The 13,744-nt window shown below is 60.1% G+C and carries 11 protein-coding genes and 2 pseudogenes; 8 read left to right on the forward strand and 5 right to left on the reverse strand.

Annotation, left to right across the window (positions count from 1 at the left end; genetic code table 11):
* Positions 1-393 precede the first annotated feature (393 nt).
* The 4 genes and pseudogenes from ACSQ76_RS02310 (at position 394) to ACSQ76_RS02325 (ending at position 3,387) form a co-directional block, all read left to right on the forward strand.
* Positions 394-1,280, forward strand: a pseudogene (locus tag ACSQ76_RS02310) (DUF1403 family protein).
* Between the two features lie 2 nt (positions 1,281-1,282).
* Positions 1,283-1,871: pseudogene (gene scpB, locus ACSQ76_RS02315) on the forward strand (SMC-Scp complex subunit ScpB).
* Positions 1,872-2,286: 415 nt separating this feature from the next.
* Positions 2,287-2,751 carry a helix-turn-helix domain-containing protein gene (locus ACSQ76_RS02320; protein WP_437155296.1) on the forward strand — a complete coding sequence of 155 codons (465 nt, stop codon included), beginning with the start codon at positions 2,287-2,289 and terminating at the stop codon, positions 2,749-2,751.
* Positions 2,752-2,904: 153 nt separating this feature from the next.
* Positions 2,905-3,387 (forward strand): PIN domain-containing protein, encoded by a 483-nt coding sequence (locus tag ACSQ76_RS02325; RefSeq protein ID WP_437158144.1) that lies wholly within the window; start codon positions 2,905-2,907, stop codon positions 3,385-3,387.
* On the opposite strand, the gene ACSQ76_RS02330 is transcribed toward ACSQ76_RS02325, so the two are convergent.
* Both ACSQ76_RS02330 and ACSQ76_RS02335 read right to left on the reverse strand, forming a co-directional pair.
* Positions 3,384-4,052, reverse strand: coding sequence for a patatin-like phospholipase family protein (locus tag ACSQ76_RS02330; protein WP_437155297.1), 669 nt, complete (start codon positions 4,050-4,052; stop codon positions 3,384-3,386). The two genes, ACSQ76_RS02325 and ACSQ76_RS02330, sit on opposite strands and share 4 nt — an antisense overlap.
* Positions 3,989-4,738 carry a LysR family transcriptional regulator gene (locus tag ACSQ76_RS02335; RefSeq protein ID WP_437155298.1) on the reverse strand — a complete coding sequence of 250 codons (750 nt, stop codon included), beginning with the start codon at positions 4,736-4,738 and terminating at the stop codon, positions 3,989-3,991. The genes ACSQ76_RS02330 and ACSQ76_RS02335 overlap by 64 nt, the downstream gene beginning before the upstream one ends.
* A gap of 296 nt (positions 4,739-5,034) precedes the next feature.
* On the opposite strand from ACSQ76_RS02335, the gene ACSQ76_RS02340 reads away from it, so the two are divergent.
* Both ACSQ76_RS02340 and ACSQ76_RS02345 read left to right on the forward strand, forming a co-directional pair.
* The gene (locus ACSQ76_RS02340) at positions 5,035-6,354 is read left to right on the forward strand and encodes a tripartite tricarboxylate transporter permease (protein ID WP_437158145.1); all 1,320 of its coding nucleotides are present in this window, start codon (positions 5,035-5,037) and stop codon (positions 6,352-6,354) included.
* 257 nt (positions 6,355-6,611) lie between these two features.
* Positions 6,612-9,518 carry a response regulator gene (locus ACSQ76_RS02345; protein ID WP_437155299.1) on the forward strand — a complete coding sequence of 969 codons (2,907 nt, stop codon included), beginning with the start codon at positions 6,612-6,614 and terminating at the stop codon, positions 9,516-9,518.
* A 260-nt stretch (positions 9,519-9,778) separates the two neighbouring features.
* Here the strand turns inward: ACSQ76_RS02345 and ACSQ76_RS02350 are convergent, their stop codons facing one another.
* A complete protein-coding gene (locus tag ACSQ76_RS02350) occupies positions 9,779-9,961 on the reverse strand; it encodes a DUF3008 family protein (RefSeq protein ID WP_437155300.1) in 183 nt (60 codons plus the stop codon).
* A 130-nt stretch (positions 9,962-10,091) separates the two neighbouring features.
* Here ACSQ76_RS02350 and ACSQ76_RS02355 point away from each other — a divergent pair, with 130 nt between their 5' ends.
* Positions 10,092-10,913: a DUF305 domain-containing protein gene (locus tag ACSQ76_RS02355; RefSeq protein WP_437155301.1), complete on the forward strand. Its 822-nt coding sequence runs from the start codon at positions 10,092-10,094 to the stop codon at positions 10,911-10,913.
* A gap of 136 nt (positions 10,914-11,049) precedes the next feature.
* Positions 11,050-11,583, forward strand: a complete 534-nt coding sequence (locus tag ACSQ76_RS02360; RefSeq protein ID WP_437155302.1) for a sigma-70 family RNA polymerase sigma factor — start codon at positions 11,050-11,052, stop codon at positions 11,581-11,583.
* A gap of 380 nt (positions 11,584-11,963) precedes the next feature.
* Here the strand turns inward: ACSQ76_RS02360 and ACSQ76_RS02365 are convergent, their stop codons facing one another.
* Positions 11,964-12,554, reverse strand: coding sequence for a BON domain-containing protein (locus ACSQ76_RS02365; RefSeq protein WP_437155303.1), 591 nt, complete (start codon positions 12,552-12,554; stop codon positions 11,964-11,966).
* A gap of 449 nt (positions 12,555-13,003) precedes the next feature.
* Positions 13,004-13,708 (reverse strand): endonuclease/exonuclease/phosphatase family protein, encoded by a 705-nt coding sequence (locus tag ACSQ76_RS02370; RefSeq protein ID WP_437155304.1) that lies wholly within the window; start codon positions 13,706-13,708, stop codon positions 13,004-13,006.
* Between the last annotated feature and the right edge of the window lie 36 nt (positions 13,709-13,744).

Genomic DNA, 13,744 nt, shown 5'->3' on the forward strand with positions numbered 1-13,744 from the left:
TTAAACCCCTAGGTGCGTTTTCCCTAGCTCGCTCATTTCGTTCAGAAACTCTGCTGCAGCGGCCTCGAAGATCTGTTCCCCAGAGTAATGGTCTATAAAGACCCATTTGCACAAAGTTATTCTGTAAGTTGCGGCCTGGAGCGAAAGGCTATTCTATGACTTTGAGTTGCCGCAAGAAATTAACTGAGGCTTTCGATACAAAAGGCGCACAGCCGCCCTTCGCGAACGCCACACACAAATGCGTGCTGTACGGGATCGACCGTCATTCTTGCGACCTATTCTTATTAAGTCCGATAAGGCAAACTTATTGGACATAGCGAAGAACCGCAGAGTGGGGCGGTTGATATACACTATACGGTAGGCAAAAGCGCCGCCATGAGATGGTCTTGTGGCATGACATATGCTCGCCCCGTGGTCGAAAGCGACACTGAAAGACTACCCCAGATGCCCTCCTGGATCACCTCCGGTCGTGCCGAAACCGTTGAAGATGTGGCGTTTTTGTCGGGCGCGGCGCTCGCCCATCTGCATCTTGTGCTGGGGCGCGATGAGGTCTCCCATGGATTGTTGCGAGAGCGACTGGCGCTGCGCGCGGCGGAGGCGTGTGTCGCGTTTTCGGGGCGTCCCGAGAGGGCAGGGGAGCTGCGCGACGCAGTGCACCTTCTGCGCCCCGGCGATCTATCCGGACCGGCGGGTGAGGTCTACCTAGTCTGGCGGCGCGCGGTGGAGCGGCCGGTGTCGGTCAAGGCCCTGGGCCGAGCCTTGCCGGCCCTCGGGCCGGGCCAGATCGCCGCATGGCTGGACGCGGGGCAGAGGGCACCGGTCAGGCGTGCCGGACTGGTGTTGGAGGCGGTGCTGCGCGAGTCGCCGCGTGCCGACGTTCCGGGGCTGATTCTCGCGGATGCGGCCCTTGCCCAAGCTCTCGGTTGGGATCATCTCGTGCCGCTGCTGGCCCCGGGCCTGAAACGCGCGCCCACCTGCGCAAGCGTGGGGAAGACTTGCGGATGGCCTGTCATCGCGCGCTCGTCTCATCTGCGGTCGAGGCCGTGCGTCTCGCCACCGACCTCGCGCGTCGGGCGGCGCATCTGAAGGCGGTCGCACCCAAGCTCCGGGCCAAGGGGGCTGGCGACGCGGTCGAGATGTTCCTGACCCGCGATGCTATGGCGCCTTCGGCTTTGCCCTTGCCGGATCGCGCCGCGCGGCGGCTCTGCGAGCGGCTGGTCGAACTCGGCGCGGTGCGCGAGCTGACCGGGCGCGACACGTTTCGGCTCTACGGGGTGTAGCGTTGGCAAAGGATCGACCAGAAGCTGAGCTTGACCGCGAGTTGCGCGACCTGCCGCCAGAGTTGCGCTGGCGCGAATGGATGCGCCGGATCGAGGCGGTACTTTTTGCCTCTGCCTCGCCGGTGCCGCACGACGACCTGGGGCGGGTGGTGGGGCAGGGGGCGTCGGTCGACCTGCTGGTCGAGGACCTCAGCGCCGATCTGGAGGGGCGAGCGTTCGAGATCGCGCAGGTCGCCAGCGGGTGGATGTTCCGGACGCGGGCCGCCTACGCGCCCGCAATCCGCGCGGCGGCAGATGTCGGCAATCAATTGCTGGACTTGAGTGAATTCGATGTCGCGGTCCTGGCGGCCATTGCCTACCATCAGCCGATTACGCGCGACGGGCTGAAGGACATCTTCGGCAAAGAAATCAGCCGCGACCTGATCGGGACCGGGCCACGGTCGCCGCGACGAGGGGGCCCCCTATACCTTCGTCACCACCGAACAGTTCCTTGTCGCCTTCGGGTTGGTGAGCCTGCGCGATCTTCCCGATCGGGAGCAGCTGGAGGATGCGGGGGTTGTCGACCAAGCGCCACAAGTTGATTTTGGGTAACGCGTTGCCGGTCTCCGTTGCCAATGCCTGACGCAAACTCTGTCGTTATACTTATTGTTTCATCTGCACTGCAACGATTCATGCGGAGAGCCAGAAATACTCACAATTTCAATGTGATAATCGTTGCATCCCTGTGAAGACGTCCATTTGCTCGATTCTGGTCGAGAGGATGTTGTCGCGTACGCCCGCGAGCAGTTCTTCGTCTGTTTTGGGCTGGAAGACCTTCGCGACCTTCCCGACTTGGAGCAACTGGTGAACGCTGTGTTGGTCGCTTCGCTGTGAGAGCGATGCGGTGTTCGCACGCTGTAACCCGTTTACACGATCTATACGAGTTTCGAATATTTCGAATATTGCGATTGTTCCGAATGAGGGATAGCCTATATCCAATACGAGACGAGAGAACCGGAGAGAAAAGATGAACGCCCTCAGAAAAGAGGCGTTCTTTGATCGTTTGCCCGACGAGGTCGAGATCAAGAACGCCGAACAACTCAGAACGATTGTCGCCTCCCAGATCAAGGAAGGCGAACCGACAAAGCTGTCGCTCGCCCTGGAAGGCGGCGAAGTTCGCACCGTGACGCTTGCGCCGGCCTTGACGGCTTCGCTACTCGAAGTGCTGCGGCTTGTGTCGAGCGGCCGCGGGTTTCGGATGATTCCCGTCGAGTCAGAGCTGACCACGCAGCAGGCGGCGGACCTTCTCAATGTGTCCCGCCCGTTCCTGGTAAAGCTTCTCGAGGAAGGCGAGATTCCTTTTGCGAAGACCGGCCGTCATCGCCGTGTTCGTGCCGACGATCTGTTTGCCTACAAGGAGAAGCGTGACGCGTCTCGCTCTAATGCTTTGAGTGACCTTGCTGCAATGGATGCGGAAGAAGGTCTTGTATGAGCCGATACGCTGGTCGGTTCACGGCTCTCCTCGATGCCTGCGTCCTGGGCGGAGCGCTCCGCAGAAACATGCTACTGAGCCTGGCCGAGGCCGGCTTGTTCCGGCCGGTGGAGCAGTCGCATTCTTGACGAGACCCGGAAAGCGATCACCCAGATCACCAAGGGCGAAACCGATGGTTCCCGGCAAAGGGCGGCAATCGAAGCAGCATTCCCTGAAGCTCTGGTGACTGGTTATGAGATGTTCGAAGACAAGATCGCGTTGCCCGACCCCAACGACAACCACGTACTGGCAGCGGCCATCGCGACGTCTGCTTCAGTCATCGTGACGGACAATCTTGCCGACTTTCCTTCCGCGGTTCTGGACCCGCACGCCATCCAGGCGATTTCCGCCGACGACTTCATCGCCGATACAATCGAGCTGGATCCCTCGGGAGGCCATTCTGGCCCTGCGTCGCATGCGGGAGCGCTTCAAGAACCCGGCGCTCGATGTTGCGGCTTTGATTCACAAGTCAGAAGCGCAGGCCCTATTGCAGGTTGCAACTTTCATGGACGAGTATCAGTCGTTCCTGTGAGGAGACGACCGGTGGATGCTATAGCAGAGACACGAAGTACTATCGGCGATTGTGGCCGGCTTTAGGCCCCTCCGGACGTGCTAGGCGGTCCATGGTAAAATGCAGTCGAAGCCCGAGGAGCATCAAAGAATGTTTCAAGGAGTTCGGCGTTCTCCTCGACAAGACGTTTCGCCTGCTGCGGAAGTTCGGCACTCGCTCGCGTGAAGTCATCAAGTGCAATGGGTTCGAGCGTCGGAGCGGATGTCAGACGAAGCATGCGGTCTCGCCTGATCAAAAGTCCGGCCTGTCCGAGGGCGTTCTGGCTTTGCAGGTGCATCGCGCTCTCGATGATTGTTCTCCAGTGGAATTTGCCGCCGCGCTTGATCTGACCGTCGGTCATACGAAGGTCTTGATCGCCACAACCAAGGCTCAGGACTTCGATTTTGTGCCTGTCGACGTTGAAACAGCTCATGGCATCCACCAGCGCCACCATGACGGGGTTGTTCGCCCAAACACCGCCATCGGCAAAGTGACGGGTGCCGTTTCGGTAGGTCGAGAAGAATGTTGGCGCGGCTGACGTCGCCAATGCCACCGTGACCAGTTCTTCCTGCCAGTCGAGGCGGAAGTCAGGGTGGAGCGGGGTCTTGAGGACGTTGACCTCGTTGAACCCATCGAAGGCGGGAATGTTCAAACGCACATTGACCGAACCCAGTGTCCTGTTGCCAAAGCGATCTCGAAGCGCTCGTTCCAAGGGTTCGCGATTGTATCGATAAACGGCAAGATCGCGGGCAAACTGGTAAGCGGATCGCATCGCGCGACCAAATCGAGTTGGCGGAGTTCAAGGCCGAGGAAATATTTCCGACCCGTGGCGCATATAGATTTCGAGAACCTCCTCGGCGCGCATCCCGCTGCCATGCCGAGCGCGATTATTCCTCCGGTTGAAGTGCCGGCGATCATGTCGAAGTAGCTGGCTGCCGAACCGCCCTTCAAGAAGCGACGCTCGCATTCCGCCAGCACCGCCGCAGGCAAAATGCCTTTTATGCCGCCGCCATCAATGGACAGTATGCGAAGATCATTTGCGGGCCACCTGATGCCGACTCCGCCATACTGCGCGCTGACGGCATGTAGCGCCGCCATGACCCGGGGCAGGGGGTAGAGCGCGTCGATGACGACGGACAGCCCGAGCTCTATCCCCTCACTCAGCCCACGGGCGCGGGCCCGCATCGCGTCGACCTTGACCAGCACGGCACGGGCATCGGCAAGCAGGGACTGGCCCTCTGGGGTGAGTACGGGGCGATGTCCGCTGCGGTCGAACAGGGCCACGCCCAGCTGTGTCTCGAGGTTTCCAACAGCATAGCTGATCGCGGATTGAACGCGCGAGAGGTGTTTGGCGCTTCCCCGGAAACTGCCGGCTTCGAGGGTCAGCGCGTCGATCATCTGTTCGATTCAATAGATTAAAACCATCATTTCTTTAGCAATTGTTTGAAACGATCCAATGCGATCTGCAAAGGGGTATCGGGCCACGCATGTCCGCTCCGGGTTCGCACAAGTAGAAGGTAATCCACTGATGAAACGCGCCGTTTTCTACGAATTCCCCAGGAATGATGCCGAACCCGACCATTTTGTTCATGACACGGCGGGAGGCGAAGTGACCATTCGTCTGGTGGATGATCTGGGCGACGTTCATTGCGATGACGCTCGGCTTGATGATCTCAACCGTCGGAATCGACCCGATGGTCCCCAAGGGGCGCTTCGATTTCGGCAGCTACCACCTTGTGGAGGGGATCGGATTGCTGCCCGCCGTGATTGGCCTCTTCGCGATCTGCGAGCTTCTGGTGCAGGCGGCAACTCCGGCCCGCAACGCCATGGGCGTGGCGGTGGCCGATATGCCGCGCCTGCGTCAAAAGGATTTCATTCCCGATTTCCGCATCATCCGCGAAATCGGCGCCTTTCTTTACGTGAAAAGCTCCATCATCGGGGTGCTGATCGGGATGCTGCCCGGCGGCGGGGCCGCCATGGCATCGTTTATCGCCTATGCCGAGGCCAAGCGCACGGCCAAGCGGCCAGAGGCGTTCGGCGACGGATCGCACGAAGGGCTGGCAGCGTCGGAATCGGCCAACAACGCGATGTGCGGCGGCGCAATCATCTCGCTGCTGACGATGGGCATTCCCGGTGACGCGGTCACGGCGATCATCTTCGGGGTTCTTCTGATCCACGGTCTTGTGCCGGGGCCGGGTCTTCTGGTTGATCATACGGCCACCATCGCTCCGATGTTCGCGGCGCTTTTCGTGGCGTCGGCCTTTGTCATGGTGTCGGTGCTGGCCTTCGGGCCGTACTACCTGCGCCTCGCGCGGATCAATCGCGGGATCCTTTACGCCTTCATCGCTTTGGTTTCAATGGCGGGGGTTTATGCCTCGTCCTTCTCGGGGTTCCAGATGTGGATGGCGCTGGCTATCGGCATCTTCGCCTTCGCGCTGCGCCGGTTCGATTACCCGGTAGTTCCGATGCTGATGGGCGTCATCCTTGGTCCGTACCTTGAAGAATTCCTGCCCCGCTCGCTGATCGTATCCAAAGGTGATCCAAGCATCTTTATCACCAGCCCGTTCAGCCTTTTGTTCCTTATTCTGACGGATGCACGTACCGTACACGGTATCGAAGAGGCGCTCCGACGTGCCGAAGCCTATGTGAAGGCCGGAGCCGACATCCTTTTCATTGAAGCTCCCGAAAGTGAAAAGAAAATGGAAACCATCTGCTCTTCCTTTGATGTGCCGATGTTGGCGAACATGGTGGAGGGAGGACGAACGCCAGTATTGAGCGGTCAAAGACTTGCAGAAATGGGTTATGCGCTCGCTATTTATCCGACGGCGGGTTTTCTTGCTGCGGCCGCCGCGATGCGCTCGGTCTACGGCCACATCGTTCAAACTGGGATCAGTGCGGGTTCTCAACAGAAACTGGAAGATTTCCAAACTTTTGGCCGTCTCATGGGCTTCGAACATGTTGGGGAGTTCGACCGGCAGTACACCCGAGAAAACGAACCTACCGGCGCGCGGTGACCTGATGCTGTGGATGGCCTCTTCACCGGCGGAGCGTGCATTGATTGGTCGTTAAGCCATGTGTGTAAACATCAAGATACCGCCGAACACGAAAGGACGGCTCAGATCTGCCCTCGGTCATTTAAGCAGTGCCAGTAGATCAAAGTTTGCTTTTTCCCACCCATAATCTGTCTGTTATCGTTTCTGATTGAAGGTTGGCAAAAGTGTCAAAAGATGAAGGCAAAGGATAGGGATCAGCGCGTTGGCAAGGAGACCTCGTGCCGCCTTTCCAGATATGCTACTTGCAACTGATGAATCATGATTTCGAGAAACTTTTCCTGGCCGCTCCGTCGCCATTCGTATTGCTGGATCACGACCTGCGGATGGTCTGGGCGAACGACGCCTACCTTCATGCGACGGGTCGCAATCGCGAGAACATCGTTGGTCGCGCAATGTTCGAGGAGTTCCCCTCCGACCCGGAGAGCGAGCCGGGCCGCATGCTTCGCGCGTCGTTTAAACGGGTTCTGGAAGACGGTGTAACCGATCACCTCCCCCTCATTCCCTATCCGATTGCGAGCCCTGACGGAAGGCTGGTGGAGCGATACTGGAGTGCCACTCATACTCCGATCCGTGGGGCCGGAGGCGAGGTTGAATTCATTCTGCAGAACACGCAAGACGTGACAGCACTCCATGATCGGGCACGTCCTGGCGCCTCATCGGCGCCTGACCTCGCCGATCTACTGCGACGGGCAGACCACGTTACGCGGCAGAACCTCGAGTTGGATTCCGCGGCGGAGTTCTTTCGGATGATCTTTGGTCAGGCGCCGAGTTTCATGGCGATCCTGACCGGACCGGAACACGAGTTCAAGATCGTCAACGACGCTTACATGCAGGTGGTTGGGCAAAGAGACCTTATCGGCAGAAAGGTTCGCGACGCCTTTCCGGAGATCGAGGGGCAAGGATTCTTTGAGCTTCTCGATCAGGTTTACAGCACGGGCGAGCCGATCAGGCTCAAGGGGGCGGAAATCAATCTACGACGTTCGGCCGGCGATCCCGCAGAGCGCGTATACATCGATTTTGTCTATCAGCCATTGACAGACGCAAACGGCAGCACGATCGGCATCTTCGTTCAGGGCCACGACGTTACCGCTCAGGCAGTTGCCGAGAGCAACCTAAGGGAAGCCGAGGAGCGGTTTCGTACGATGGCACAGACGATGCCCGTGCATGTCTGGACTGCGCGGCCGGACGGAGCTCTCGACTGGCTGAGCGATCAGCTCTACGCCTATACGGGCGGGTACGAGGCTGACCTTGGTGGCGCAGGATGGGTCTCCGTGGTCCACCCGGGCGACCGCGAGCGGGTTGTCGCGATCTGGGAACAGGCCGTCAAGGAGCGAAGCGCCTACGAGTCCGAGTTTCGCATCCGCCGGGCCGATGGCGCGTATCGCTGGCATCTCGTGCGGGCCACCCCGATTCTCGACGATCGCGGTTCGGTCCTACACTGGGTCGGGACCAACTCGGACATCGACGACCAGAAGGCGATGTCCGAGCAACTAGCTGAGCTGAACGCCACGCTGGAGGCCCGCGTCTATCAACGCAACCGCGAGTTGGAAGAGATGCATGGTAGGCTGCGTCAGAGCCAGCGGATGGAAGCGATCGGGAATCTTGCGGGCGGAGTCGCTCATGATTTCAACAACATCCTTCAGGCGCTATCAGGGAGCCTCTCGATGGCTCGCCGCGAAATACCCGACGTTTCCCCGGCTCAGGCGCGCATCGAGGCCGCCATGAACGCGGTTACCCGCGGAGCCGGTCTGTCCTCCCAGCTGCTCGCTTTCAGCCGACGTCAGGCGCTTCAGCCCAGACCGCTCGATCTGCGTGAACTGCTGCTAAACATGGGCCAGATACTACGCAGCGCGATCGGCGAGGGCGTGGCTCTCGAGGTCGAGGCTCCCGATGACCTTTGGCCCGCGTTCGTGGATGCCAACAGCACCGAGAACGCCGTACTGAATCTCGCGATGAACGCACGCGACGCACTGGCCGGGCGGGGGCGCCTCCGGATCGACCTCTCGAACCGCCGTCTTACCGCGCAGGACCTCGCGGAGGACGCTGAAATGTCTGCTGGCGACTACGTCGAGCTGAAAGTCATCGATGATGGGCCAGGGATACCTGCCGAGACACTCGACCATGTCTTCGAGCCATTCTTCACCACGAAACCTGTCGGCAAGGGGACCGGTCTCGGACTCTCAATGATCTACGGGTTCGTCCGACAATCCGGGGGTCGAGTGACGATCGAGAGCAAGCCCGGCGCGGGAACCGCTGTCATCCTCTCGCTTCCAAGGTCCGAGCGCCCAGTCGAACCTCTCCGGTCGCGCTATGCAGGGACTGTGCCTGGCGGCAACGAGTCCCTTTTGCTCGTGGAGGATGATCCAGAGGTTAGGGATTCGACCGCCGCCATTCTGGAAGAGTTCGGCTATTCGGTGTGCACCGCACCGGACCCGGACGCGGCGTTGGAGATCGCGGAAAAGGATGCACTCGATATGGTCATCTCTGATGTCGTGATGCCAGGCGAAATTGGCGTCAGAGAAATGGTCGACGCTTTGCTGGCTCGCCAGGGCGACATGCCAGTCCTGTTCATCTCAGGCTATTCACGTGGCGCCATCATTCGGGAAGGGCGCGTAGATGCAGACGTGGGATTCTTGAGCAAGCCGTTCTCCCCGGACGAACTCGCTTTGAAGGTGCGTGAAGCTCTTGATGCAAAAAACGATGCCCGCTATAGCGAGAAACAGGCGGAGGTTTCAGCCTCACCAGCGACCGCGGATACGTGCAGAATTCTCGTGTGCGAGGACGAAGCACTGATCCGGATGGACACGGTCGCCATGCTCGAGGGCATGGGCGCTGAGGTCTTCGAAGCGGCGACAGGCGGTCAGGCGCTGAAGGCGCTTGAGGCAGACGATTTCGATATCCTGCTCGTGGATGTGGGGCTTCCAGACATGTCGGGTGAGGAGGTCGCCCATCGTGCTCGAGCTTTACGAACCGAACTTGCTATCATCTTTTGCACTGGCCGCAGTGCATTTGCAGCCGAAGAGTTTGAACGGTGTTCAGTAATTCAGAAGCCGTTCAGCGACAAGGATTTGGCCTTTGTCGTCAAACAGTATTGGACTGTTAGCACCGGTGTCGCTATCTGCTAAAAGTGGGTCTGCACAAGCGCCAGTTTTTCAACGAAATTCGCTCATAGGAATAGATGGGATGACGCGGCGGTCGGAGCTGAAAGGATATTTGTTTACGGTCTCGGAACCGCGCAACCACTAATTGCCTACCTTGAAAACGATCTCGCAGCGCACCCCTCCCGGTTGGTATGCGGTTTCCACCTCTGCCCCTAGAGGCGCTTAAGGCTTGGGCACAAAGTTGAACGTCCATCCCACCCGGTACCGATCGCCAGGCCGTGCCGTTAGGACTTGTGCTCGGGTTTTCCCTTTCGGTCGGAACCGGCAAAGTCCTCTAGCTGGTTCTCGGACATGGAGTCGTACATCTCGCGCGCGGCGCCGTTCAACTCGCTCTTGTCGGTCTCACCGCGCTTGGCGGACAGCGCGGCGCCCGCGGCCTTCTGTTGTGCTTTCGATTTGGCAGGCATGGGTTTTCTCCTTTTCTTCAAACTTGACGTCCCTTCTGAACAGACCCGCCTCTGAAATGTTCCGGCAGGCCCCTTCCGGAACCGATCCGCCCCATGACGACGTTGAGTAAGAGATAGGTTCGGAGCCACCATGACATATACTCGTTTCGCCCTGATGATCCTGACCTCCACCGTAGTGATGTTCGTACTGATGTACCTGAACACATATGCCTTCGAGCATGTCTTCTTCAGTGAAACGCGCCTGTACATGGCGATTCTCATGGGGGCGACCATGGCCTTCGTGATGATGGGTTTCATGGCCTCCATGTATCCCAGCCGCGCCCTCAACATCGGCATCCTGGCAGGCAGCATCGCGGTGTTCGGACTGTCGCTCTGGCTGGTGCGCAGCCAGACCACGGTGAGTGGCGAAAGTTACATGCGGGCGATGATCCCCCACCACTCCATCGCCATCATTACTTCGGAGCGGGCCGGAATAGAAGACGCCCGCGTTGCCAAGCTCGCGCAGGCCATCTCTGGCGCCCAGAAACAGGAGATTGCCGAAATGCGCGCCCTGATCGACGATCTTGAAGCGGGCGAGGTCGTGCAAGAGGTCTACGAAGATCCGGCGCCAGAGCGCGGCACGCTCTCGAACGCGCTGAATACGACACTGCTGGCCGAACTCGATCTCGCCCCGCTCTCCGACGAGGCTGTTCCCGCCGGGCAAACCTGCTCCTTTCGCCGCACCCGCACCGAAGAACCAATCCTGGTGGCCAATGAGGACGGGGGCGAGGCAACGGTGCTGTTGAACGGCGTGATCCTGTCCCTAGATGGCGGCCAAGGGGGCGCGGGCTTCGCCACCGAGGAGCTCGAGATTGCAATCGATTCGGTGGACGCATGGCGCTTTGATGATCGGCTGACCTTCACCCTCGACCCGGGGCCGAGGGTCGCATACGGCGGTTTCTGGTCGTGCTGAAAGGTCTGCCGATTGCCGGACCGGTCGGCGTCTCCTTCCCGATTAGCTGCGCGGTTCGCCGCCCATGTCCCCTGCCACAGGAACCCGACCTCCCCGCTCCGCATTGAGTCCATGGCATGGGAAGGATTGGGCGCGCGTGTCCACGAAGAATGATATTGTCGATCTCATACCGGCGCTGCGGTCCTATGCTTGGGCGCTGACCCGACGCCACGAAGATGTCGACGACCTGGTACAGGACACCTTGGTCAAGGCGATCGGCAAGATCGACAGTTTCCGGCCCGAGACTAACCTGCGCGCTTGGCTGATGACGATCATGCGCAACACGTTTCTCAACAACATCGCGAGATCGAAACGCTCGACCACCGGTAAAGAAGATTGTGTCTCGGCCACGATGTCGACGCCGGCCACTCAGGAATGGTGGGTCAGGGGCGGTGAACTGATGCAGGCAGTCGAACGCCTGCCACGACATTACCGGGAGATTCTAATTGTCGTGGTGATGCTCGGCGAAAGTTATAAGGGTGCGGCGGAATTTTTCGGTGTGGAGATGGGAACGGTCAAGAGCCGCCTGAACCGCGCCCGGGCGATGGTGGTGGCCGATCTGGAATCGCGCGCACCGAACGATCCCCTGGCCGACGAGGAGCCGCAACTGGCGATATCCCGAGCTTCGTAGCTCACCGAGGAGTCTCACCCCGGTGCGCGTGCTCGGCAGCCCGGTGAGGCCATCCACCGCGGCACCGAGCGCAAAGTGCCCACTGCCGGAGAATGTTGTCTTAGACGTCATCCCGTGACGGCGCGTGCGATGCGGCTGCCGGCATCGCCGGGTTGGTGCCGGTCAGTGTGGCGGTCCCAGTCTCTGTCCCATCAATGCTAATGAAGCTTGCCTGCTTGTCCGCTTCCGGCCGCGGTGCCCGCAATGCCCAGTGTCGTAGTAATGACAAGCCCCAGGAGCGGGGCGCGATGACTATGTCCGACTGAATGGATCATGTGGTGCTCTTCGATCATGTTTCCACGGCGGCCGTTCGGGACCCCCGCCGTTCACATTTCGTGCCTTCATGTGCCCTCCGGCGGCTGAACGCGCAGGTTGTTTTGCACGTGCGTCACGCCCGAGATGCTGTCCGCGCAGTCCTCGGCGCGGCGCTTGGCGCGGCGCGAATCCACGGTGCCATCGAGCGTGATCTCGCGGTCCTTGACGCTGACGGTGATCTCGCGGGCATCGACGTGGCGGTCATCGGTAAGGCGGTCGTGAATGTCTTCCTCGATCCGCACATCCGAGCGCACATAGCCTTGCGGACCGCGCCCGCGGTGATCCGCCTCCCGGCGGACCGCTGCCGCATCATCTCCGAACCAAGAGGCGATCTCGTCACCGGCCCGGTCCATGAAGTCCCGCTCTGACGTGTCGTCGTATCCGGCACCGCGCCGCGGCATCGGACCGGGGCGACGAGGCCCATAACCATAGGGAGCTTCGCCATAGGCGGGCGGGAGGAAGGGCCAGCCATAAGCATCGAACGTCGGGGCAGGGCCGTACCCGTACTGGTCCATCCAAGCTCTGCGTTCGGGCGTTTCTCGCGCTTCGGGGTGGTGCCGTCGCGACAGGGCCTCGCGGGCCTCTTCTTCGGTCATATCGTCATAGGATCTCGGCATAATATATTCCTCTAGCATTTGGCAGTCACGCAAATCGGCGTATACCGGGAACAGGCGTCGTCCGGGTTTGTTCCTGCCGCTTCCGTTTGATTGCGGCAGGCGGTCGAGGGGCAGGACATTCCCGTCCGGCGGGTTAGGCCCGTCTGCCCCGCTCATCCCCGCGCCGCTGGCGGCTGGTCGGTCAGATCATTGGATGTCGCCGATGAGCTCTACCGGGCGCCGGTGGAGTGGCTCCACAGCAGATCGGCGAGCATCACGAAGGTGGTGTCGGACTTGATCGATGCGTTATTGATGATCGCATCGCCCATAGTTCATGATCGGCGCCACCGCTTGCAGGTCATCTCTTGCTCCTCATCGAGGATGTATTTCAGCTTATCCTAACGCATCTATTGGGCGGCGTCGTCTACCAGAACGTCCAGCCAGGTTAACGAGACACTGCACGCGCGACCCTATCCTAGGTTTAGATCAGCGATGACTGGTAGGTGATCGGAGGCAAATCTGGCCGAGCGGTCGGTCCAGCACCGACGCAGCATCGATCTTGGCTGACAATAGATGCGGTCCAGCGAGAAGATCGGAAAATAGGCCGGGAAGGTTTTCAGGTAGCTGTGCCCGGGGAACAGCCTGTCGAGGGCCTGACGCACTGCGCCCCGGACGATCCAGTCGTTGAAATCGCCCATCAGCACCGTGAAATCGCCGCCACTGCGGACGATCCGCGCGAGTTTCAGGACCTGGTGGCGCCGTTCCCGGTTGCTCAGACCAAGATGGGCCGCCACGACGTGCAGCGAGCCTTGCGGAGTGTGCACCACAGTATCGATCGCGGCGCGGGGCTCGCGCCGTTTGTAGGAGATGTCGTGGTAGCGGGCAGACGACATCGGCCAACGACTTATCAGGGCATGACCATAATCGCCTTGCGGGGTGCGGATCAGACGCCTGACATGCGCGTGCGGACCTAGTTCGTCGTTCAGGAACTTGTAGGCGTCAGGTTCATCGGTGCCCCCCCGGCGAGTGTCGACCTCCTGCAAGGCGACGATCTGTGGTCGATGTTTTTGGACCAAGTCGACCACGCGCCGCAGATCGTAGCGTCTGTCGGAGCCCACTCCGCCATGAATGTTCCAAGTCATGAGGCGGATTGTCGAGAGCGCAGAATTGGTCATGCCTCAACGCGACGTCCGGTTGCGTGCCGATCCCCG

It is taken from the genome of Roseovarius sp. B08 (assembly GCF_051417955.1).
Lineage (GTDB): Bacteria > Pseudomonadota > Alphaproteobacteria > Rhodobacterales > Rhodobacteraceae > Roseovarius.

Bases quoted from the DNA above. Each gene is read 5' to 3' on its own strand.
- ACSQ76_RS02320 (WP_437155296.1), top strand. From the start codon at position 2,287: ATGAACGCCCTCAGAAAAGAGGCGTTCTTTGATCGTTTGCCCGACGAG.
- ACSQ76_RS02335 (WP_437155298.1), bottom strand. From the start codon at position 4,738: ATGATCGACGCGCTGACCCTCGAAGCCGGCAGTTTCCGGGGAAGCGCC.
- ACSQ76_RS02340 (WP_437158145.1), top strand. From the start codon at position 5,035: ATGGTCCCCAAGGGGCGCTTCGATTTCGGCAGCTACCACCTTGTGGAG.
- ACSQ76_RS02350 (WP_437155300.1), bottom strand. From the start codon at position 9,961: ATGCCTGCCAAATCGAAAGCACAACAGAAGGCCGCGGGCGCCGCGCTG.
- ACSQ76_RS02355 (WP_437155301.1), top strand. From the start codon at position 10,092: ATGACATATACTCGTTTCGCCCTGATGATCCTGACCTCCACCGTAGTG.
- ACSQ76_RS02365 (WP_437155303.1), bottom strand. From the start codon at position 12,554: ATGCCGAGATCCTATGACGATATGACCGAAGAAGAGGCCCGCGAGGCC.
- ACSQ76_RS02370 (WP_437155304.1), bottom strand. From the start codon at position 13,708: ATGACCAATTCTGCGCTCTCGACAATCCGCCTCATGACTTGGAACATT.